A 20,623-nucleotide genomic window follows, 5' to 3' on the forward strand; every position below is an offset into this window, starting at 1 on the left:
CATCTTGCCGTTCAACCGTGAGAAGAGGCTCGGCGAGCGCAAACGAAACAATAAGAACGAGGAGGACGTCATGTCTGACATCTCTCCCGATCCCATCATCAGTGTGCCCTCGGCAGGATTCGAACCTGCGACACCTGCCTCCGGAGGGCAGTGCTCTATCCCCTGAGCTACGAGGGCGTTGCCGCCTGGGCGACGTTGGAAGCTTAGCGCATGTCTGCCGGGGCTCTCGCGAGTGGTGGTCGTTAACCGTTGTGGTGCTCGACGACGCGGGCGAGCAGCCTGGTCAGTTGCTCACGTTCGGCGGGGTCCAGTGGTGCGAGGAGTGTGTCCTGTGTGTCTCTGACCAGGTCTTCCAGCTGGTCCAGGCGCTGCATGCCGGGGTCGGTGAGGCTGATCAGGTTGCGCCGGGCGTCGGCCGGGTCGGGGGAGCGGTCGACGTGGCCCGCGGCGGCGAGTTCGTTGATGACGGCGACGACGTCGCTGCGGTCGATGCCGGTGCAGCGGCTCAAGGTGGCCTGGCTCGACGGACCGTTCTCGTCGATGGCCGCCAGGATCCCGTAGTGGTACCGGCGGGAGCCGCTTTTCGCGAACTCGTCCATGGCGAGCCGGTGGGCCACGGTGGCGGCCTGGTTGACCAGCCAGCTGGCCTTGGTGCGGAGCCGGACGGGTGCGGTGGTCATCGGAACAGCGTAGCGTTGGTGTCACCAACGAACTGGAGGGCGCATGATCGAACCGTTCGAGGTGGCGATCCCCGAATCCGCCATCGCAGATCTGCGGACCCGGCTGCGCGCCACGCGCTGGCCCGAACCGGCCACTGTGGACGGTTGGGAACAAGGGGTTCCGCTGGAGTTCGCGCGCGAGCTGTGCCGGTTCTGGGTGGAGGACTACGACTTCGGTTTGGCTCGCCGTGTCAACGCTTTCCCGGGTTTCAAGACCACTGTGGACGGTCTCGGGATCCATTTCCTCCACGTTCGCTCGCCGGAGCCGGACGCGACGCCGCTCGTGTTCACGCACGGCTGGCCGGGTTCGGTGGTCGAGTTCCTCGACGTGCTCGGCCCGCTGACCGATCCCGCCGCGCACGGAGGCGATCCGGCGGACGCCTTCCATGTCGTGGCGCCGTCGCTGCCGGGGTTCGGCTGGAGCGACAAGCCGTCGTCGGCGGGGTGGAACGTCGAGCGGATCGCCCGGGCCTGGGACGAGCTGATGGGGCGGCTCGGCTACGGGCGTTATGCCGCGCAGGGTGGCGACTGGGGTGCCGGGGTGACGAACATGCTCGCCAAGGTCGCGCCGGAGCGGCTGATCGGTGTGCACGTGAACATGGCGGGTGTCCCGTACGACGAGACCCGGCTCGGCGAGCCGACGGCGGAGGAGAAGGCGGCGATCACCGATCTCGCCCGGTTCCGCGCGGTCGGGTCCGCGTACTCGCAACAACAGGCCACGCGCCCGCAGACGGTCGGCTACGGCCTCACCGACTCGCCGGCGGCGCAGGCGGCGTGGATCGCCGAAAAGTTCTGGGAGTGGACCGACAACGACGGCTCACCGGAGACCGCGCTGTCCTGGCGGCAGATGCTCGACGCGATCTCCGTCTACTGGTTCACCGGGACGGCGGCCTCGTCGGCGCGGATCTACTGGGAGAGCAAGGAGCGGGACCTCTCCGCTGTTGAGGTTCCTTCGGGTATCTCGATCTTCCCGAGGGAGATCATCCGGCCGTCCCGGCGCTGGGCGGAGCTGCGCTACACCGATCTTCGCTGGTACGAGGTGCTGTCCAAGGGCGGGCACTTCGCCGCGTTCGAGCAGCCCGAGGTCTTCGTCGGCCAGCTGCGGGGGTTCTTCCGGTCGCTTCGGTAGCGGTGCGTGTCGGTTCCAGGTTTCGGGAAGGCCCTCATGGGGGATGGTTTCCCTGTGTGGCTTAGGACATGGTGAACTTAGGCTCACCTGTATTGCACATATGCGCATGTGACAATATATTCAGCCTGTCGACTTCACGAGAGGCGGAGCAATGGGTCACGGGCACGGGCATGGGACGGCCTCGCCGTCGAGCGCGTCAGGCCGCTACCTCAAGAGCTTGACGATCGCCCTGGTCATCGGCGCCGGCTTCATGGTCATGGAGTTCATCGTCGGGTTCGCCACGGGCTCGCTCGCGCTGATCTCCGACGCCGCGCACATGTTCACCGACGTCCTCGGGGTCGGTATGGCGCTGGCGGCCATCATGCTCGCCCGGCGAAGCGGCCCGACCCTCACCCGGACCTTCGGGTTCTACCGGGCCGAGGTGCTCGCGGCGCTGGGCAACGCCATCCTGCTGTTCGGCGTCGCGGGCTACGTCCTGATCGAGGCCATCGGCCGCATCAGCAACCCTCCCGTCGTACCCGGCCTGCCCGTCCTGCTGGCCGCCGCGGCGGGTCTCGTCGCGAACATCGTCTCCTTCCTGGTCCTGCGCAAGGGCGCGGAGGAGAGCATCAACGTCCGTGGCGCGTACCTCGAAGTCCTCGCCGACCTGATCGGCTCCGTCGGCGTGCTGCTGAGCGGCGCGATCACGCTGGTGTTCGGCTGGCGCTACGCCGACCCGATCATCGGTGTCGCGATCGGCCTGTTCGTCCTGCCCCGGACCTACGCCCTCGCCCGGCGCGCGCTGCGGATCCTGTTCCAGCACGCGCCGAAGGGGGTCGACGTCGCCGGGATCCAGGCCGAACTCGGCGAGCTGAAGGGCGTCGAAGACGTCCACGACCTGCACGTCTGGACGCTGACTTCGGGGATGGAGGTCGCTTCGGCGCACCTCACCATCGCGCCGACCGTCGAGCAGGCGGCGGTGCTGACCGAAGCGCAGAACCTCCTGGCGGACCGCTACTCGATCGAGCACGCGACGTTGCAGATAGAAGTGCCCCAATGCGCGCAGCGCTGCCGGGAGCTTTCCTGGTAGCGCCGCCTGCGGTGGTTTTCAGCAGGTGAGTGGGGAAGATTCGGGACGCTCAACGTCCCAAATCCTCCATCGTCAGCCCCCGATGCGCGTGAAGGCCCCCCTTCCCTCAGCTCAGCCGAGGGAAGGGGGCCTTCACGGAACAACAGAAACGCCTCAAGCAGGAAGCGGAGCGGCACCGCGCTCCTGCAACAGCCCCTTCATCAGGGTGATCTCCGCACCCTGCGACACCAGCATGCTCTGCGTCAGCGACTTCACGTCCGCGATCGCCGTGTGGTCGTGGCCGTACTGCGCCATCGCCGTCCCGCCCTCGTGGTGCCGCAGCATCAGCTGGAGGAAGAAGACGTCCATCTCCTTGCCGGTCAGCGACCGCAGTTTGGTCAGTTCGGCCGTCGTCGCCATGCCGGGCATCGGGGCGCCGTTCGACGGCTTCATGCCGGCGTCGCCGTGCGCGCCGTGGCCTGCCATCGGTTCGGTCATCCAGGTCATGTAGGCGCCGGTCGCCTGTTCGGGCTGGCCCCACAGGCCGAGCCAGCCCTTCATCCGGCCGACCTGGCCGGTCTGCGTGCGCTCGATGTCGAACGCGAGGGTTTTGATCGCCGGATCGGTCGTGTGGTCCCGCGCCCAGCCCGCCATGGTGACGGCCTGGAGGTGGTGCACTGACATGTCCTGTGCGAAGCCGACCTCGACCGAGCCCGCGGCGGGGGTCGCGGGCTCCGCGTCGGAGTCGATCAGCCTGGTCGTGAGGGCGCCGAGGCCGAAGCCGAGGATCAGCATGACGACCAGGGCGGCCCCGATCACCAGCCATCGGCTCTTGGTCGACCGCGAGGTGTCGTCCGGTTCGTCGACGTACTGGAGATCGGGGTCCACTTGGCTCACTACTTGCTCGCGGGCGCCGAGGGCTGGGTGGCGGGCGCGGACGGCTGACCGGCGCCGGGCTGGTCCTGCTGCGTTCCGGCGGTGCCCTTGTAGTCCATCGGCTTCGCGTCCGGCCCCGGCGGGGCCGGGTCGAAGTCGCCCGGCTCGATCTGCGCGTCGCAGGTGGCGTCACGCTCGGGGTACGCGCCGTACGGGTTGGTGCGCAGCGCGGCGATGAACTGGTCGATCCGCTCGTCGGAGGCGGAGTCGAGCTTCAGCTGGTGGCCCCAGGACTGCAACGAGATCGGCTTGTCCAGGTTCGGGTACGGCGACATCACCGTGTACGGCTTGCCCTCGACGCGGACCCGCAGCAGCTCCAGCGCGTCGCCGGAGATCTGGGCCGGGTTGTAGGCGATCCAGACCGCGCCGTGCTCGAGACCGTGGACCATGTTCTCGTTGCGGACGGCCTTCTCGTAGACGACGCCGTTGCACGCGGCCCAGGCCTGGTCGTGCGGGCCGCCGAAGGGCGGGGTCTTGTCGTAGGCGACGCGCTCGGCGGCCGTGACGTGCACGGATCCCTCGTAGGTCGCCGTGGTCACGCCGGCGATCCGCTTGGAGGGGTCCGGGTCCTGCTGCGAGGGCGCGAAGGCGGCAGCGGTCTCTTCGCGGGTCTTCTGCTCGCGCTTCGGGGCCGAGGCGACCATGTAATAGGTGACCACCGAGGCAGCCAGGGCGACGATCGCGACGACGGCGATGATCGTGCCCCAAGGCGTGCCCTTCTTGGACACGACGGAACTACGGGCGGCCTTCATGGCGTTCTTCGACGACGCGCCCTTTTTTCTGGTTGTCCCGTTAGCCATGGCTCCTGCGTTCTCCAAAGGGGGTGGTCCCTGCGCGGGCCAGTGTAGAGACCCCGCGTCTGATCACCGTGAACAGTGCGAAGATCACCGGCTTGGCTCACACCTTCCGGCGGTCGCTGCGAACCCCGGACCAGGTCACACCTAGAATTCCGCGAGTGACTCCCGCAGCTCTCGCCGACCTGGTCCGCAACTCCGCCGTGCAGGTTCTCACCGCACGCGGCCTCGACGATTCCGTGCTGCCGGAGAAGGTGACGATCGAACGTCCCCGCAACCCCGAGCACGGCGATTACGCGACCAACCTGGCGCTGCAGGTGGCCAAGAAGGCGGGGATGAAGCCCCGTGACTTCGCCGAGGCGCTGGCCGAAGCCCTCGCCGCGACCGACGGGATCGACTCGGCCGAGGTCGCCGGGCCGGGCTTCCTCAACCTGCGGCTCGCCGCGGACGCGCAGGGCCAGATCGTCCAGCAGGTGCTCGACGCCGGTGAGAAGTACGGCCTCGGCGACACGCTGGCGGGCCTCAAGATCAACCTCGAGTTCGTGTCGGCGAACCCGACCGGCCCGATCCACCTCGGCGGCACGCGCTGGGCCGCGGTCGGCGACGCGCTGGGCCGCGTGCTGTCCGCGCAGGGCGGCCTGGTCACCCGGGAGTACTACTTCAACGACCACGGCGCGCAGATCGACCGCTTCGTCCGGTCACTGGTCGCCGCGGCCAAGGGCGAGCCCGCCCCCGAGGACGGCTACGCGGGCGGCTACATCAACGACATCGCCGCCGAGGTCATCCGCCAGGAGCCGAGCGCGCTTTCGCTGCCGGACGACGAGCGGGCCGAGACCTTCCGCCGGGTCGGCATCGAGCTGATGTTCACCGAGATCAAGCAGAGCCTGCACGATTTCGGCACCGATTTCGACGTCTACTTCCACGAGAACTCGCTGCACGAATCCGGCGCGGTCTCCTCGTCGGTCCAGCAGCTGAAGGACTCCGGCAACCTGTACTTCGAGGACGGCGCCTGGTGGCTCAAGTCCAAGGAACACGGCGACGACAAGGATCGCGTCGTCATCAAGAAGGACGGCAACCCGGCCTACATCGCCGGTGACCTCGCCTACTTCCAGGACAAGCGCAAACGCGGTTTCGACCTCTGCATCTACATGCTCGGCGCGGACCACCACGGCTACATCGCCCGCCTCAAGGCCGCCGCGGCCGCCTTCGGTGACGACCCGGCCGTGGTCGAGGTGCTGATCGGCCAGATGGTCAACCTGGTCTCCGATGGCAAGCCGGTGCGGATGAGCAAGCGGGCCGGCACCGTGATCACGATGGAGGACCTGGTCGGCACCGTCGGCGTCGACGCGGCCCGCTACGAGCTGATCCGCTACTCGGTCGATTCCACTTTGGACATCGACCTCGATCTGCTGCGCAAGCACTCCAACGACAACCCGGTCTACTACGTCCAGTACGCCCACGCGCGGCTGGCCTCGTTGCAGCGCAACGCCGCCGACCTGGGCCTGAAAACCGATGGCGACGTCGACTTCGGCCTGCTTACGCTGCCGGCCGAGGGCGATCTGATCCGCACGATCGGCGAATTCCCGACCGTCCTCCGCCGGGCCGCACTGCTGCGCGAACCGCACCGCGTCGCCCGGTACCTCGAAGAACTCGCCGGCGCCTATCACAAGTGGAACGCCGTCGGCCGGGTTCTCCCGAAGGGCGACGAGGAGACCACCCCCCTCACGTTTTCCCGGCTCGCGCTCTGTGAAGCGACCCGCCAGGTGCTGGCGAACGGCCTCACTGTGCTCGGTGTCTCTGCTCCGGAACGGATGTAACCCAGAATGGCTCACCCCGCCGGCCCCCGCCACGCCGACGTCTACCCCCACGCAGACGCCTCCGGTTTCCCGCCGTCGAGCCCGGAAGAACTCGACAGGCTGTACCCGAAAGTCTGGCCCCGTAACACCTTCCGGGGTGGAGACGGCGTCGTGCGCATCGCGGGCGTCGACGTCCGCGAACTCGCCGAGAAGTACGGCACGCCGCTGTTCGTGGTCGACGAGGCCGACTTCAAATCCCGCTGCGCCGACTACGCGGAGGCGTTCGACGACCCGGCGCTCGTGCACTACGCGTCCAAGGCGTTCCTCTCCATCGAGATCGCCCGCTGGGTGGCGGAGCAAGGGCTGAGCCTGGACGTCTGCAGCGGCGGCGAACTCGCCGTCGCGCAGCGCGCGAACTTCCCGGCGGAGCGGATCACCTTCCACGGCAACAACAAGTCGCTGCCCGAACTGGAAGCCGCTGTCGAAGCAGGCGTCGGCACGGTCGTGGTGGACTCCTACTACGAGATCGCGCGGCTGGCCGATGTCGCCGCGCGGAACGACGTCGTGCAGAACGTGCTGATCCGGGTCACCGTCGGCGTCGAGGCGCACACCCACGAATTCATCGCGACCGCGCACGAGGACCAGAAGTTCGGTTTCTCGCTGGCCTCCGGTGACGCGGCCGAGGCCGTGCGCCGGGTGCTCAACGCGCCGTCGCTCAAGCTGATCGGCCTGCACAGCCACATCGGTTCGCAGATCTTCGACGCCGACGGTTTCGAGGTCGCCGCCCGCCGCGTGGTCGGCCTGCTGGCCGAACTCGCCAAGGAGCACGGCACCGATTTGCTCGACCAGCTGGCGATCGTCGACCTCGGCGGCGGTTTCGGTATCGCCTACACCGACAAGGACAACCCGCCCCCGCCCGCGCAGATGATCACGCAGATCCGCGAGATCGTCCGCAAGGAATGCGAGTACGCGGGCCTTCCGGTGCCGAAGATCGCCGGCGAGCCTGGCCGCGCCATCGCCGGTCCCGGCACGATCACGCTGTACGAGGTCGGCACCATCAAGGACGTCTCGCTCGGCGACAAGGCCGCCCGGCGGTACGTCAGCGTCGACGGCGGGATGAGCGACAACATCCGTACCGCGCTCTACGACGCGGTGTACGACTGCCGTCTCGTTTCCCGCTCCGCGGACGACGACGGCGACGGCCAGGCCGCCGCCGCGTTGTCCCGGGTCGTGGGAAAACACTGTGAGTCCGGCGACATCGTCGTCCGGGACTGCTGGCTCCCCGACACTCTTGCTCCCGGCGACCTGCTCGCCGTGGCGGCCACCGGGGCGTATTGCTACTCGATGGCCAGCGGCTACAACCGGCAGCCGCGGCCCGCGGTGGTGGCCGTGCGCAACGGCAGCGCCCGCGTGCTGCTGCGGCGGGAGACGACGGACGACATGCTGCGCCTGGAGGTCTAGCAAGTGTCTACTGTGGACGGACGCGTGATCAGGGTCGCCCTGCTCGGCTGCGGCACGGTCGGTGGTGAGGTGGTCCGGCTGCTCACCGAGCAGGCAGAGGAGCTCGCCGCCAGGGCGGGCGCCCGGGTGGAGCTGGCCGGGATCGCGGTGCGGCGCCCCGACAAGCACCCCGAGCTGCCGCCGGAACTGGTGACCTCCGACGTGACGAAGCTCGTCACCTCCGACGACGTCGACGTGGTCGTCGAACTGGTCGGCGGGATCGAGCCGGTGCGCGAGTGGCTGCTCGACGCGCTCAAAGCCGGGAAATCCGTTGTCACGGCGAACAAAGCGCTGATGGCCGAGCATTCCGCGGAGCTGTTCGAGGCCGCCGACGCGGCAGGCGTGGACCTGTACTTCGAGGCGGCCGTGGCCGGGGCGATCCCGCTGCTGCGCCCGCTGCGCGAATCGATGGCGGGCGACCGCATCACCCGGGTGATGGGCATCGTCAACGGCACCACCAACTACATCCTGTCCGCGATGGACTCCACCGGCGCCGGTTACGCGGAAACGCTGGAAGAGGCCAGCAGGCTCGGATACGCCGAGGCGGATCCGACGGCCGACGTCGACGGCTACGACGCGGCGTCCAAGGCCGCGATCCTCGCCTCGCTCGCGTTCCACACCCGGGTGACGGCGTCCGACGTGCATCGTGAGGGCATCGCAGACGTCACCGCGTCCGACCTCGCCGCGGCGAACGTGCTCGGCCGCACGGTGAAACTGCTCGCCATCTGCGAGCGCGTCACCGCCGACGACGGCACCGAATCCGTTTCGGCGCGCGTGCATCCGGTGATGATTCCGCGCAACCACCAGCTCGCCGGGGTCGGCGGCGCGTACAACGCCGTCTACGTCGAGGCCGACGCCGCCGGTGAGCTCATGTTCTACGGTCAGGGCGCCGGTGGCGCGCCGACCGCGAGTGCCGTGCTCGGCGACCTCGTCGCGGTGGCTCGAAACCGGGTCGTCGGCGGCCGTGGCCCGCGCGAATCCGCGCACGCCGCGCTCCCGGTCAGGCCGATGGGCCAGACGCCGACGCGGTACCACGTCAGTCTCGACGTGGCCGATCGAGCGGGCGTCCTCGCCCAGGTGGCCCAGGCGTTCGCCGGGCACGGCGTCAGCATCGCCGCGGTGCGGCAGCGCGACGCCAACGACACGGCCAGCCTGGTCGTGGTCACCCACCTGGCGCCGGACGCGGCACTGCGGTCCACTGTGGACGACATTGCCGAGCTCGATGTGGTGAACCAGGTCGTCAGTGTGATGCGTGTGGAAGGCGAAGACCAGTGATTCCCCAACCATGGCCAGGAATCATCCAGGCTTATCCCGACCGGATCCCGGTCCCCTCCGGCGCGAAGGTGATCACGCTCGGCGAGGGCAACACCCCGTTGCTGCCCGCCCCGCACCTTTCCGGACTCACCGGATGCGAGGTCTACCTCAAGGTCGAGGGCGTGAACCCGACCGGTTCGTTCAAGGACCGCGGGATGACCGTGGCCATCACGCACGCGCTCGCCAGCGGGCTCCAGGCGGTCATCTGCGCCTCCACCGGCAACACCTCGGCGTCGGCCGCGGCGTACGCGGCCCGCGCCGGGCTCACCTGCGCGGTCCTCGTCCCGCAGGGCAAGATCGCGATGGGCAAACTGGCGCAGGCCGTGCAGCACGGCGCGCGGATCCTGCAGGTGGACGGCAACTTCGACGACTGCCTCGAACTCGCGCAGAAGACCGCGATCGACTACCCGGTGACCTTGGTCAACTCGGTCAACCCGGTGCGCATCGCCGGCCAGAAGTCGGCCGCGTTCGAGATCTGCGACGTGCTCGGCCGGGCGCCGGACATCCACTGCCTCCCGGTCGGGAACGCGGGCAACATCACCGCGTACTGGGCCGGATATTCCGAGTACGCGGGCGACGGTGTGGTGAAGAACACCCCGCGGATGTTCGGTTTCCAGGCGGCCGGTGCCGCGCCGCTGGTGCACGGTGAGCCGGTGGCCGATCCGGACACCATCGCGACCGCGATCCGCATCGGCAGCCCCGCGTCCTGGGACGGCGCGATGAAGGCGAAGAACGCTTCCGCCGGGCTGTTCGAGGCGATCACCGACGAGAAGATCCTCGAGGCGTACCGGCTGCTGGCCCGCAAGGAAGGCGTGTTCGTCGAGCCCGCTTCGGCGACCAGCGTCGCGGGCCTGCTCGCCACGGCCGCGGACGGGCGCCTGCCGAAGGGTTCGACGGTTGTGTGCACCGTCACCGGACACGGTTTGAAGGACCCCGCCACCGCGTTGGAGGGCAACGTCGAGGTCGAGCCGCTCGCCGTCGACCCGACCGCCGTCGCCGCCGCGCTGGACCTGCGATGACGTTGATCGAGGTCAAGGTCCCGGCGTCTTCCGCGAACCTGGGCCCTGGCTTCGACACCCTCGGCCTGGCGTTGGCGTTGTACGACCGGGTCGAGCTCCGGATCACCGACGCGGGGCTCAAGATCGAGGTGACCGACGTCGGCGCGGGCGGCGTGGAGGACGTCCCGACCGACGAGTCTCACCTGGTCGTCCGCGCTTTCCGGCGTGCTTGCGAGCACCTGGGTCTCAAGCCCCCTGGCGTGGCACTGCGGTGTTTCAACGCCATTCCGCACGCCAGGGGCCTCGGCTCGTCCGCCGCCGCCGTGGTGACCGGCGTCGCAGCGGCGTACGCGCTGGCGGAGAAGGCTTTGGACGACGACGCGCTGCAACTGGCAGCCGGGTTCGAGGGACACGCGGACAACGCCGCCGCGAGCTTGCTGGGCGGCTTCGTGGTCGCCTGGAACGAGGGCGAGCGGTTCCGTGCCGAGCGGCTCCAGCCGCATCACGACATCCGGCCCGTGGTCGCCATCCCGGCGCTGCGCTCCTCGACGGACGCGACGCGAGGACTGCTTCCCGCGCAGGTCCCGCACGCCGACGCGGCGTTCACGGCGGGCCGTGCGGCGCTCGCGGTCCACGCGCTCACCGCGCGGCCCGACCTGTTGCTCTCCGCGACCGAAGACCGGCTCCACCAGCATTACCGGGCGCCGGCGTACCCGGCGAGCAGCGAATTGGTGCGCGCCCTGCGAGCCGAAGGGGTGGCCGCGGCCATCTCCGGAGCCGGTCCGACCGTGCTCGCGCTGACCACCGGCGGAATACTCCCGGCAGGCGTCGACGTTACGTCTTTCGAAGTCACCGAGCTGCCGATCGATCCGGGCGGCGTCCAGGTTGCGGCCCAGTAAAGCCTCGGTCACAGGCAGGCGCCTCGCCCCGCCACGCGGGGGGTGGTTGTTGCACCGGGCCGTGGCGCGGTCTACCCTCGGGGGCGTTCGATCACCGTGCGTTTCCGCACCCGGTGCCGGTCCAGGTGACCAGTGTCATCCTTGGCCCGCATCCTTCGTTGATCCGCCAGTACCGCACACCGTTTGGCAAGCGGGAGTGGCGGATGGACGCAGGCGGGTTCCCGGTTTCGGCGGTGCCGAATTCCGCTTCCTCCGTTTGGAGGACGCAAATCCCTGTGCTGGAGGCCTTTTCTTGGTCCTGTTGGAGCAGCTCCGCTGTGTTCGACACGGCTGAGGAGTTGATCGCCCGTATCGGGGGCCAATTACGCCGTTTCGCAATCGGACGCGAACGGCGGTCCGCTGATCCACCTGGAGGCGTGGATCGGTCAGGAAGGACATTTGTGAGCAACACCGATCTTTTGAGCGACGTCGAAGGTGGCGCCGCCGAGTCGAACGGCGCCGTCGCTCCCAAGCGCACGGTCGGCGGATTGACCGGCAAGACCGTCGCCGAACTGCGCTCGATCGCTGGGGACCTCGGCATCGGCGAGACGACGGGTATGCGCAAGGGCGATCTGATCGCGGCCATCCGCGAGCGCCAGGGCAAGACCAAGCGCAAGACCCCCGCCGCGGCGAGCGAAACGCTTCCGCTCGAGGGGATCGATGCACCGCGCAAGGCTCCCAAGGCCGAAGCGCCCAAGACGGAGGCCCCGAAGCAGGAGGCCCCGAAGGCCGAAGCGCCGAAGGCGGAAACCGCCCCGGCCGAAGCCCCGCGTGCCGAAAAGGTCGCGGAGAACGGCTCCGTGCCCGCCACCGAGCGGACGGCACAGCAGGAGAACGGCCAGCAGGACGGCCAGTCGCCGCAGGAAGAGGGCGGCCGCAGCCGTCGTCGTCGCGGCTCCAACCGCGCCGCGGGATCGCCCGAGCAGGGTGGCCAGCAGCGTGACCGCGGTGAGCAGCGTGAGGGTGGCCAGCAGCGTGATCGCGGTGAGCAGCGCGATCGCGGCGACCGGGGTGACCGGGGTGACCGCAACGAGCGTGGCGACCGTGGTGAGCAGGGCGGCAACCGTCAGGGCAACCGCGGCCAGGACCGCGACAACCGCGGCCAGGACCGCCAGCGCAACCAGCAGAGCGGCGGCCAGGACAACAGCCAGCGTCAGGGCCAGGGCCCGCAGGGCGACGACGACGAGGAAGGCGGCCGTCGCGGCCGTCGCTTCCGCGACCGTCGCCGCCGGGGTTCCGGCGGTGGCCGTGAACAGGGCGGTTCGCCCGACACCGAGATCCGCGAGGACGACGTCCTGCTGCCCGTCGCGGGCATCCTGGACGTGCTCGACAACTACGCGTTCGTGCGTACCTCGGGCTACCTCGCCGGGCCGAACGACGTGTACGTCTCGCTTTCGCTGGTCCGCAAGTACGGCCTGCGGCGCGGTGACGCCATCACCGGTGTCGTGCGCCAGCCGCGTGACGGCGAACAGCAGCGGCAGAAGTTCAACCCGCTGGTGCGCGTCGACTCGATCAACGGCCTGGAGCCGGACGAGGCCAAGCGCCGTCCCGAGTTCACCAAGCTGACCCCGCTGTACCCGAACGAGCGACTGCGCCTCGAAACCGAGCCGCACAAGCTCACCACCCGCGTCATCGACCTGGTGATGCCGGTCGGCAAGGGACAGCGTGCCCTGATCGTCTCGCCGCCGAAGGCCGGTAAGACGACGATCATGCAGGACATCGCGAACGCGATCTCGACGAACAACCCCGAGTGCCACCTGATGGTCGTGCTCGTGGACGAACGTCCGGAAGAGGTCACGGACATGCAGCGGTCGGTGAAGGGCGAGGTCATCGCCTCCACCTTCGACCGCCCGCCGTCCGACCACACCTCGGTCGCGGAGCTCGCCATCGAGCGGGCGAAGCGGCTGGTCGAGATGGGCCACGACGTCGTCGTGCTGCTCGACTCGATCACGCGTCTGGGCCGTGCCTACAACCTGGCGGCCCCCGCGTCCGGCCGGATCCTCTCCGGTGGTGTCGACTCGACGGCGCTGTTCCCGCCGAAGCGGTTCCTCGGCGCGGCGCGCAACATCGAGAACGGCGGTTCGCTGACGATCTTCGCCACGACGATGGTCGAAACCGGATCCACCGGTGACACGGTCATCTTCGAAGAGTTCAAGGGCACCGCGAACGCGGACCTCAAGCTCGACCGGAAGATCGCCGAGCGGCGCGTCTTCCCCGCGGTGGACATCAACCCGTCCGGTACCCGCAAGGAAGATCTGCTGCTTTCGCCGGACGAGCTCGCGGTCACCCACAAGCTGCACCGGGTGCTGCACGCGCTGGACTCGCAGCAGGCCATCGACCTGCTGATCTCGCGACTGCGCAAGACGAAGACCAACATCGAGTTCCTCATGCAGGTCTCGAAGACGGCCCTCGGCTCGAACGACGACGACTGATCCTTCGGTCGCCTTCGGCACTGCAATGAAGGGGCCTTTCATAGCTAAATTTGCTATGAAAGGCCCCTTCATTGCATCCAGGGGGAGGCCGTTGTGGGTTCGGTGCCAGGACGGATCGTCGTCTACGGAGTCACCGGTTCGGGTAAGTCGACGCTGGCACGAAAGCTGGCCGAGCGGACCGGGCTGCCGTGCCATTCGGTCGACGACGACCTCGCCTGGCAGCCGGGCTGGGTCCCCGTCCCCGACGACGAGCAGCGACGCCGGATCAGCGCGCTGGTCGCGGGGGACCGCTGGATCATCGACGGGATGTTCGCCAAATGGCGTGATATCGCGTTGCCCCGCGCCGAATTGATCGTGGCGCTGGACTATCCGCGCCGGGTTTCGCTGAGCCGTCTGGTGCGCCGGACGGTGGTGCGCTGCGTCACCCGGCGCCGGATCTGCAACGGCAACGTCGAAACGCTGCGGAGCATGCTCTCCGGCGATTCGATCATCGTCTGGCACTTCCGGTCTTTCGCCCGCAAACGGCGCACGATCCGCGCTTGGGTCGCGGACCCCGCTGTGCGGGTGGTGCGGTTGACCTCGCCACGCGCGACGGAGCGCTGGCTGGGGCGACTTGGGCCGGGGTGGTCGTGAGTGGCGATTCGGGTTCCGACCCGAATCGTCAACTCACGACCCACCGGAGTGCTCAGCGGTGCGGAACCGCCGCGGGGGTCCAGCCGCGGTAGTTGTTGAAGTAGTGCACGCTCGACGCGTGGCCGATCTTGCCGCCGATGCTGGAGGCGTAGATCCCGCCGGAGCCGTCGGCGATGCCGACGTGACCCCACTGGCTGATGTTCCAGTACACGAAGGAGCCCTTCGGCGGCGTCCCGGTCGTGTGCTTCGGGCTCGCGCCGTTCCAGTGCGCGTTGGCCGAGGCCCAGACGCCCGTGGTCCCGTACGCGTTCTCGACGGCCTTCTCGCAGAGGCCCTGGTACGCGGTGGAGCCGATGCGGTTCTTGAACCACTGGACGGCGCCGGCGGGAGTGCCGTCGCCGGCGCCCTGGATGGCGAGGTCACCGTCGGACACCGTGGTGAACGTTCCCGCGGCCGGGTTGATGTCGGCGGCGGTGATGGTGGCGCCCGCTTCGGGGGCGGCCGGAGCGGCCCCGGCGACCGGAGCCAGGGCGAGGGCCGCGATGGCCAGGGCGGCGACGGACGCCGGCTTCGCCACCTTGGCGAGGATGCTGCGCATGATCAGTACCTCCTGTTGAGGAATTACCAACAGTGAGGAGAATCTCGTGATCAAGTACAAATTTCGTACAACCGGGCGTGATAGTTGATAACTCAACGTGTTGGAATAGTCCGGAGGAGGGGTGCGTTGAGTCCACTGCCAGCGCATCTGGCAAAATCATCCGCTGAAGTCCGGCACCGGTTCACCCCGCCACGGGGACCCGGGGCCAACGAGAGAGGACACCATGAAGAGCGGTATTCACCCCGAGTACGTTGTCACGCACGTCAACTGTGACTGCGGCAACGAATTCACCACCCGCAGCACCAAGACCTCCGGCAACCTCCACGTCGAGATCTGCTCGAACTGCCACCCGTTCTACACCGGCAAGCAGAAGCTCATGGACACCGGCGGCCGCGTCGCGCGCTTCGAGGCTCGCTACGGCAAGCGCAAGAAGGCCGAAGACGCCAAGTAGCTTGAACGACGGCGCCTACCCGCATGTCCGGGTAGGCGCCGTTTTTCATGGTTCTGTCCAGGTCGTTGAGAGGTGGAGTGGTGGATTCGAGTTCGCTGAGGGGTCTGCTCGAAGAGCACGCCCAGCTGGAAGAGCAGCTGGCCGATCCGTCCGTGCACGCCGACCAGGCGCGCGCCCGCAAACTCGGCCGCCGGTACGCCGAGCTGAGCCCCGTCGTCAAGACGGTCCGCGAGCTCGACTCCGCCCGTGATGATCTCGAGACGGCGAAGGAACTGGTGTCGGAAGACTCGACCTTCGCGGCCGAGGCCGAGGAGATCTCCGCGAAGATCCCCGTGCTCGAGGCCAAACTCACCGAACTGCTCCTGCCGCGCGACCCGTACGACGGCTCCGACGTGGTCATGGAGATCAAATCGGGTGAAGGCGGCGAGGAGTCGGCGCTGTTCGCCGGCGACCTGCTGCGCATGTACCTGCGCTACGCCGAGCGTCACGGCTGGAAGGCCGAGGTGCTCGACTCGGTCGACTCGGATCTCGGCGGCTTCAAGGACGTCACCGTGTCCATCAAGAGCCGCTCGGCCACCGTCGACGGTGTCTGGGCGCGGCTGAAGTTCGAAGGCGGGGTGCACCGCGTGCAGCGCGTGCCCGCCACCGAATCGCAGGGCCGTATCCACACCTCCGCGTCCGGCGTGCTCATCTACCCCGAACCCGAGGACGTCGAGGTCGAGATCGACCCGAACGACCTGCGCATCGACGTCTACCGCTCGTCCGGCCCCGGCGGCCAGAGCGTGAACACGACCGACTCGGCCGTGCGCATCACGCACCTCCCGACCGGCGTGGTCGTCTCGTGCCAGAACGAGAAGTCGCAGATCCAGAACCGCGCCCGCGCCCTGCAGGTGCTGCAGGCCCGCCTCCAGGCGATCGCCGAGGAGGAGGCCGCCGCGAAGGCGTCGGACGCGCGCCGCTCGCAGATCCGCACCGTCGACCGCTCCGAGCGGGTCCGCACCTACAACTTCGCCGAGAACCGTATCGCCGACCACCGGGTGAACTACAAGGCGTACAACCTGGACCAGGTCCTCGACGGCGACCTCGACGGCGTGCTCGACGCGCTCATCACCGCGGACCGCGAAGAGCGACTGGCCGAACACGCCGGCTGATCCGACGGGCACGCTCCGGCCGAGCTGTCCTTCTGGAGAACCGCTAGCCGGGTTCGGTGTAGAACGGGTCGTCCTCAAGCCCGGTATGGATGGCCCGGACGGACATGCTCACCCGCGAGAGCCTGTCGGCCACCTCGCTCTCGACCCGGCTGAGCGCCTCTTCGCCGCTTTCTCCGGCTTGAGCCGGGAAAGCCGACAGCAGCACCGCCTCGCAAGGGCCCGCGTCCGTGCTGATCCGGACCAGCGAGGCCGACAGGTCGGTCGCGGGACGGCCGCACAGATCCACGGCTATGCGCAGGTCACCGGTAGGGACGTAGAGATGCACCCGCGAAATGACATCGGTTTCCGCGCGCGGGGAGAAATCGTGCCGGGGGACGTACGCGGGCTCACGCGGATCAGTGCCGCCGACGGCCGCCATCAGTGAATAAAGCGTGTATCCGTCGGCTTGGGCGTCGTAGGCGTCGTAGCTTCCGTATTGGCCGGTCTCCGGCGTGCCGTGAATTTCGAAGAATTCCGCGTTCAGGCCGAAGTGGAAAAGCGCCGGTACCGCGGCCCGGTGCAGCGTCTCGGCGAGTTCCTCGCCGTCCGCCGGAGGCGTGCGATAACCGACGGAGACCGAGTAGCCCTTCCAGTCGCCTTCGGGGTCCGCACGGCAGATCTCCAGCTCGGTGGCCTCGAACTCGCTGATGAGACGCTCGCCCAGCGCGGCGGCAGCGGCGAAATCGTCGGTCTCGATATTCGCGGATATCCGCGTGACGACTTCCGTTTCCCGGAGATCCATGACTATTTCGTGAGCCCTTCGGCGCGTACAGGTGGCGCTCAGCCTACGCGGGGCGGGCGCCGCATGTCCTCGCGGAGGGGAACCGAGCCGATCAGAGCCAGGAACGCGGAGCCGGTCCATTGTCGAACCGGCCTTCGTTGAGCATTTCTTGGAAGTGTTCCTCCAGGTATGTCTGCCGATAGGTGCGGTCCAAGAGGCCGACCGCCTCAGCCTCCGCTTTATCGAGCAGTCGAACTTCGCCATCGGGTTCGCCCGCGCCGCAGTACTCGCCGTATTGTTCTCCCAGGACGTTTTCGCCTGCCAGTAGACTTCGGGCGGATCAGGGAACAGCTCCAGCAGTTCGGGATAGTGCCCCACGATCCGCCACGTCCTGTTCTTGATCAATCTGGGGCCCGTGTAGACCGGGACGTGCCGGGCTCGATGACTTCCGATGTCACCGACTCGAGGCGGAGAGAAGGCGCCTTCCAGCAACCCGACTGCTGTGCCCATTTGGTCTTCGCAGAGCACGATGGCCAGGTGGTGGCCACGGGGCGCCGCCGGAATCGCCACCACATCGCCGACCGTCACCCGGGCGGTTTTCGTGGCCGACGGGGCGACCAGGGCCTGTAGGTCCTGCGCGGCGATGTCGCTGAAAGCGCGATCACCGAACTGAAGGACATCGAGGACATGGTCCGCGAGATCCGCGACTGACGACGGGTGGGTCGGATCGGCACCGCTTCCGGCGACGAGAAGATCCAGGAAGTCGCCGGCCTCGTTGAAGGTGTTGTCATTGAACGAGGCGACCCTCTCGGACGACTCGGCCTTGTGCCAGCGATTCCCTTTCTTCTTGGCTTTGAAGAGAAGTGGGAACGGGGCGCCCGGCAGAAGGTCCTCGTCCGGCTGGAACGACAGTCCCAGTATTTCGAGGGATTCTCCGAGCGTCGGTTCTTCGCCGATCTCTTCAACAAAGGCTTGGAATAGGTGATCCAACGCCTCCGAAGCAGATCGTGTCTGTTCGGGTGTCAACGGACTCCGGGGCAGCTCCCTCCGCGCAGTTGTTTGAGCCTCGCCTCATAGGCGTCGTGCTCCATCAAGTGGACTGCGCTACAACCGGAACCCCGAGAAGGCACAAACCTGCGGCTGAAGATCAGCCGGAGATGGACGCCTTCTCCGGTTCGCGTTCTTCGACGACCGGCGTCTCTTCCTTGCGCCGCGGCAGGAACGAAAGCGCGGCGAAGGCGGCGGCGAGCAGGGTCGGGTAGATCGTCAGCTGCTGATGCTTGACGTTCTCGATGCCTTCCGCCAAGCCGGAGACCAGGATCTGGCCCATCGCGAAGAGCAGGAACATGAGCACGACGATGCCGACGTCGCGGCGTCCGGTGCGGTTGCGGAAGGCGCGGAGCCCCGCCCAGCCGATGAGCAGCCAGATCGGCAGGAGAGCGAACAGCCCCAGCGGGGCGAGCCAGCCGGTGATCCCGGACAGCACCGGGACGCGGTACTCCTTGGCGAGCGGCGGCTGCCCGGCGTGTTCGCCGAAGCTGCCGAGGTTCGGCACTCGCGCGGTGAGCGTCTCCTGAGCGGACCGGTGCAGCATCTGGACCACGCGCCCCGGGTGATCGAGGTAGTACTGGGCGACGTTGCGGCGGCTGATCTTGTCGCGGTACTGGGCGTACTCGGGGTCGCGCCAGGCCGCGTTCGCGCTCCACCAGCCCGTGCCGATGTACTTCGCGAACTCGGGCGGGAGGCCCAGTGCGGCGAGGTCTGCGGTGGTGTCGTGCTTTCCGTCCACGATCCCGTTGAACACGACGTGGTACATGTTGGCTTCGCGGTACTCCGCGTTGGCCGTGTCGCCCGCGCCCTGCACCAGCGCGGTCCCCGTGCCGACGACGGCGAGCACGGCCAGCGGCAGCGCCCACCGGGCGAGGCCGCGGCTGCCCGCCGGGCGGACGAACAGCAGCGCGAGCGCGAACAGCGGGATCAGCAGCAGCGTCTGCGACTTCGCGTTGATGCCGATCATCGCGCCGAGCACGGTGACCGCGGCGCCGGTGTAGCGCCACGGTCCGGTGCGGTGCATGAGCAGCAGCCCGCCGGCGAGCAGGAGCATCCCGACGAAGGCGGCGCCCTCGCTCAGCACCGAGGCGAAGTACCCGAAGAAGGCCGAGTCCGCCGCGACCAGCAGCAGCGCGGCCGTGGCGATGACGCTGTTCCGGACCGAGAGGCGCAGGCCGACGACGATCGCGGCGATCCCGCCCGCGACCAGCAGACAGCCCAGCACGCCCAGTACCAGCAGGTTCAGGATCGCGGACGAGCCGAGCAGCTGCCCGATCTCGCTGGCGATCTTGTCGATCCAGCTCTGGCTGGAGATGTACTCGCTTTTGCAGGCCGGGGCGGTGCCGTAGGAGAAGCGGACGAAGTATTCCGAAGGCCTGTCGAGCTCGCGGGCGCCGAGCTGGCACAGGATGCGCCAGCCGTCGCCGTTGTCCGCCATGCCGATCGGACGAGGAACCAGGAAACGGACGAGCAGCACCCCGAGCGCCGCGAAGAACACGCCAAGGGTCAGTCGGATTTCCCGGATCTTCACCCGCGTCACCTTAGAAGATTTCGCAGGGTAATCAGCTCGTACCCTCGCTGAAACCCGCGGAGAGGAACTTCTGGATCACGCCGAGCCATTCGTCGCGGGCTTCCACGCCGATCACGTGCCCGGCCTCGATCTCGACCAGTTCGGCGCCGGGGATCCCGGCCGCGAGTTCGCGGGAATGGGCCGGCGGGGCCAGGCCATCCAGTGTCGTGGCGATGACGAGGGTGGGGACCGAGATCCCGGCGAGTTCGGCCCGGGTGTCGACGCCGGCGACCAGGCCGACGTGCTCGGGGCTGCCTTCCGGGATGAAGCCGGCGAGTCCCTCGATGGTGGCTTCGAGCTCCGACGGCGACAGCGCGTTCAAGTGCTTCTCGCCGGTGGCGGCGAAGGTGAGGAACTTCGCCAGCAGCTTCCGGTCGCCGTCCAGCAGTTCGCGCCAGATGTCGAGGGCCAGCAGGAGCCGGTTGTCCGGTTTCGTGAACCCGGCGGTCAGGATCAGACCGGTGACCCGATCGGGGTGCCGGGTCGCGGCACGGACGGCGACTCCGGTGCCGAGGGAGTAGCCGAGGATCGTGAAGCGGTCGAGCCCGGCGTCGACGGCGATGGAGACCAGTTCGTCCGCGACGGTGTCGAGGTCCAGAGGTTCGGTGCTGCGTGGAGTGAGCCCGGAGCCGGGGTAGTCGGGGCCGACGACGGTGTGGGTGCGGGCGAGGTCGTCGATGATGCCGCCGAAGTTGCCCTCGACGCTGCCGCCACCGCCGTGGGCGAGCAGGAGACCGGGGCCGGAACCGCGGACGATATGCGCGAAATGATTCGTCATGCCGGCGACGTTAGGTACTGACATCGAT

18 protein-coding genes and 1 tRNA gene are annotated in these 20,623 nt (G+C 68.3%); 11 read left to right on the forward strand and 8 right to left on the reverse strand.

The window, feature by feature from the left end:
• Nucleotides 1-104: 104 nt before the first annotated feature.
• Both ACLJO0_RS05395 and ACLJO0_RS05400 read right to left on the reverse strand, forming a co-directional pair.
• Nucleotides 105-177, reverse strand: a tRNA-Arg gene (locus ACLJO0_RS05395).
• Nucleotides 178-242: 65 nt separating this feature from the next.
• Entirely contained in the window at nucleotides 243-680 is a 438-nt protein-coding gene (locus ACLJO0_RS05400) for a MarR family winged helix-turn-helix transcriptional regulator (RefSeq protein WP_410576807.1), read from the reverse strand.
• A gap of 43 nt (nucleotides 681-723) precedes the next feature.
• Here ACLJO0_RS05400 and ACLJO0_RS05405 point away from each other — a divergent pair, with 43 nt between their 5' ends.
• Together ACLJO0_RS05405 and ACLJO0_RS05410 are read left to right on the forward strand one after the other, a co-directional pair.
• Nucleotides 724-1,848 (forward strand): epoxide hydrolase family protein, encoded by a 1,125-nt coding sequence (locus tag ACLJO0_RS05405; protein ID WP_410576808.1) that lies wholly within the window; start codon nucleotides 724-726, stop codon nucleotides 1,846-1,848.
• Between the two features lie 151 nt (nucleotides 1,849-1,999).
• The gene (locus tag ACLJO0_RS05410) at nucleotides 2,000-2,917 is read left to right on the forward strand and encodes a cation diffusion facilitator family transporter (protein WP_410576809.1); all 918 of its coding nucleotides are present in this window, start codon (nucleotides 2,000-2,002) and stop codon (nucleotides 2,915-2,917) included.
• 153 nt (nucleotides 2,918-3,070) lie between these two features.
• Here the strand turns inward: ACLJO0_RS05410 and ACLJO0_RS05415 are convergent, their stop codons facing one another.
• Both ACLJO0_RS05415 and ACLJO0_RS05420 read right to left on the reverse strand, forming a co-directional pair.
• Complete coding sequence (locus ACLJO0_RS05415) at nucleotides 3,071-3,784, reverse strand: DUF305 domain-containing protein (protein ID WP_410576810.1); 714 nt, start codon at nucleotides 3,782-3,784, stop codon at nucleotides 3,071-3,073.
• Nucleotides 3,785-3,792: 8 nt separating this feature from the next.
• A complete protein-coding gene (locus tag ACLJO0_RS05420; RefSeq protein WP_410576978.1) occupies nucleotides 3,793-4,584 on the reverse strand; it encodes a DUF3105 domain-containing protein in 792 nt (263 codons plus the stop codon).
• Nucleotides 4,585-4,787: 203 nt separating this feature from the next.
• Between ACLJO0_RS05420 and argS the strand changes: the two genes are divergently transcribed.
• The 7 genes from argS to ACLJO0_RS05455 all read left to right on the forward strand — a co-directional run bounded on the left by argS (nucleotide 4,788) and on the right by ACLJO0_RS05455 (nucleotide 14,237).
• Nucleotides 4,788-6,443: an arginine--tRNA ligase gene (gene argS / locus ACLJO0_RS05425; protein ID WP_410576811.1), complete on the forward strand. Its 1,656-nt coding sequence runs from the start codon at nucleotides 4,788-4,790 to the stop codon at nucleotides 6,441-6,443.
• A 6-nt stretch (nucleotides 6,444-6,449) separates the two neighbouring features.
• The gene (lysA, locus tag ACLJO0_RS05430; protein ID WP_125792151.1) at nucleotides 6,450-7,883 is read left to right on the forward strand and encodes a diaminopimelate decarboxylase; all 1,434 of its coding nucleotides are present in this window, start codon (nucleotides 6,450-6,452) and stop codon (nucleotides 7,881-7,883) included.
• Nucleotides 7,884-7,886: 3 nt separating this feature from the next.
• Nucleotides 7,887-9,197 (forward strand): homoserine dehydrogenase, encoded by a 1,311-nt coding sequence (locus ACLJO0_RS05435; protein ID WP_410576812.1) that lies wholly within the window; start codon nucleotides 7,887-7,889, stop codon nucleotides 9,195-9,197.
• Nucleotides 9,194-10,255, forward strand: coding sequence for a threonine synthase (gene thrC, locus ACLJO0_RS05440; RefSeq protein ID WP_125785152.1), 1,062 nt, complete (start codon nucleotides 9,194-9,196; stop codon nucleotides 10,253-10,255). Before ACLJO0_RS05435 ends, thrC begins: the two co-directional genes overlap by 4 nt.
• On the forward strand, nucleotides 10,252-11,133 hold the full coding sequence (thrB, locus tag ACLJO0_RS05445) for a homoserine kinase (protein ID WP_410576813.1): 882 nt from the start codon (nucleotides 10,252-10,254) through the stop codon (nucleotides 11,131-11,133). Before thrC ends, thrB begins: the two co-directional genes overlap by 4 nt.
• A 440-nt stretch (nucleotides 11,134-11,573) precedes the next feature.
• A complete protein-coding gene (gene rho / locus ACLJO0_RS05450) occupies nucleotides 11,574-13,604 on the forward strand; it encodes a transcription termination factor Rho (protein ID WP_410576814.1) in 2,031 nt (676 codons plus the stop codon).
• Between the two features lie 93 nt (nucleotides 13,605-13,697).
• The gene (locus tag ACLJO0_RS05455; RefSeq protein ID WP_410576815.1) at nucleotides 13,698-14,237 is read left to right on the forward strand and encodes an AAA family ATPase; all 540 of its coding nucleotides are present in this window, start codon (nucleotides 13,698-13,700) and stop codon (nucleotides 14,235-14,237) included.
• A 52-nt stretch (nucleotides 14,238-14,289) separates the two neighbouring features.
• Here the strand turns inward: ACLJO0_RS05455 and ACLJO0_RS05460 are convergent, their stop codons facing one another.
• On the reverse strand, nucleotides 14,290-14,835 hold the full coding sequence (locus tag ACLJO0_RS05460; RefSeq protein ID WP_125792157.1) for a CHAP domain-containing protein: 546 nt from the start codon (nucleotides 14,833-14,835) through the stop codon (nucleotides 14,290-14,292).
• Between the two features lie 223 nt (nucleotides 14,836-15,058).
• Between ACLJO0_RS05460 and rpmE the strand changes: the two genes are divergently transcribed.
• Nucleotides 15,059-15,286, forward strand: coding sequence for a 50S ribosomal protein L31 (rpmE, locus tag ACLJO0_RS05465; RefSeq protein ID WP_007028345.1), 228 nt, complete (start codon nucleotides 15,059-15,061; stop codon nucleotides 15,284-15,286).
• Between the two features lie 80 nt (nucleotides 15,287-15,366).
• On the forward strand, nucleotides 15,367-16,437 hold the full coding sequence (gene prfA, locus ACLJO0_RS05470; protein WP_125792158.1) for a peptide chain release factor 1: 1,071 nt from the start codon (nucleotides 15,367-15,369) through the stop codon (nucleotides 16,435-16,437).
• Between the two features lie 43 nt (nucleotides 16,438-16,480).
• Here prfA and ACLJO0_RS05475 read toward each other — a convergent pair whose 3' ends face one another.
• The 3 genes from ACLJO0_RS05475 to ACLJO0_RS05485 form a co-directional block, all read right to left on the reverse strand.
• On the reverse strand, nucleotides 16,481-18,223 hold the full coding sequence (locus ACLJO0_RS05475; protein ID WP_410576816.1) for a hypothetical protein: 1,743 nt from the start codon (nucleotides 18,221-18,223) through the stop codon (nucleotides 16,481-16,483).
• Between the two features lie 121 nt (nucleotides 18,224-18,344).
• A complete protein-coding gene (locus ACLJO0_RS05480; RefSeq protein WP_410576817.1) occupies nucleotides 18,345-19,778 on the reverse strand; it encodes a hypothetical protein in 1,434 nt (477 codons plus the stop codon).
• Nucleotides 19,779-19,809: 31 nt separating this feature from the next.
• Complete coding sequence (locus tag ACLJO0_RS05485; RefSeq protein ID WP_410576818.1) at nucleotides 19,810-20,595, reverse strand: alpha/beta fold hydrolase; 786 nt, start codon at nucleotides 20,593-20,595, stop codon at nucleotides 19,810-19,812.
• Between the last annotated feature and the right edge of the window lie 28 nt (nucleotides 20,596-20,623).

It is taken from the genome of Amycolatopsis sp. lyj-108 (genome assembly GCF_046549005.1).
Lineage (GTDB): Bacteria > Actinomycetota > Actinomycetes > Mycobacteriales > Pseudonocardiaceae > Amycolatopsis.

Bases quoted from the DNA above. Each gene is read 5' to 3' on its own strand.
- ACLJO0_RS05400 (WP_410576807.1), bottom strand. From the start codon at position 680: ATGACCACCGCACCCGTCCGGCTCCGCACCAAGGCCAGCTGGCTGGTC.
- ACLJO0_RS05405 (WP_410576808.1), top strand. From the start codon at position 724: ATGATCGAACCGTTCGAGGTGGCGATCCCCGAATCCGCCATCGCAGAT.
- ACLJO0_RS05410 (WP_410576809.1), top strand. From the start codon at position 2,000: ATGGGTCACGGGCACGGGCATGGGACGGCCTCGCCGTCGAGCGCGTCA.
- ACLJO0_RS05420 (WP_410576978.1), bottom strand. From the start codon at position 4,584: ATGAAGGCCGCCCGTAGTTCCGTCGTGTCCAAGAAGGGCACGCCTTGG.
- lysA (WP_125792151.1), top strand. From the start codon at position 6,450: ATGGCTCACCCCGCCGGCCCCCGCCACGCCGACGTCTACCCCCACGCA.
- thrB (WP_410576813.1), top strand. From the start codon at position 10,252: ATGACGTTGATCGAGGTCAAGGTCCCGGCGTCTTCCGCGAACCTGGGC.
- ACLJO0_RS05460 (WP_125792157.1), bottom strand. From the start codon at position 14,835: ATGCGCAGCATCCTCGCCAAGGTGGCGAAGCCGGCGTCCGTCGCCGCC.
- rpmE (WP_007028345.1), top strand. From the start codon at position 15,059: ATGAAGAGCGGTATTCACCCCGAGTACGTTGTCACGCACGTCAACTGT.
- ACLJO0_RS05485 (WP_410576818.1), bottom strand. From the start codon at position 20,595: ATGACGAATCATTTCGCGCATATCGTCCGCGGTTCCGGCCCCGGTCTC.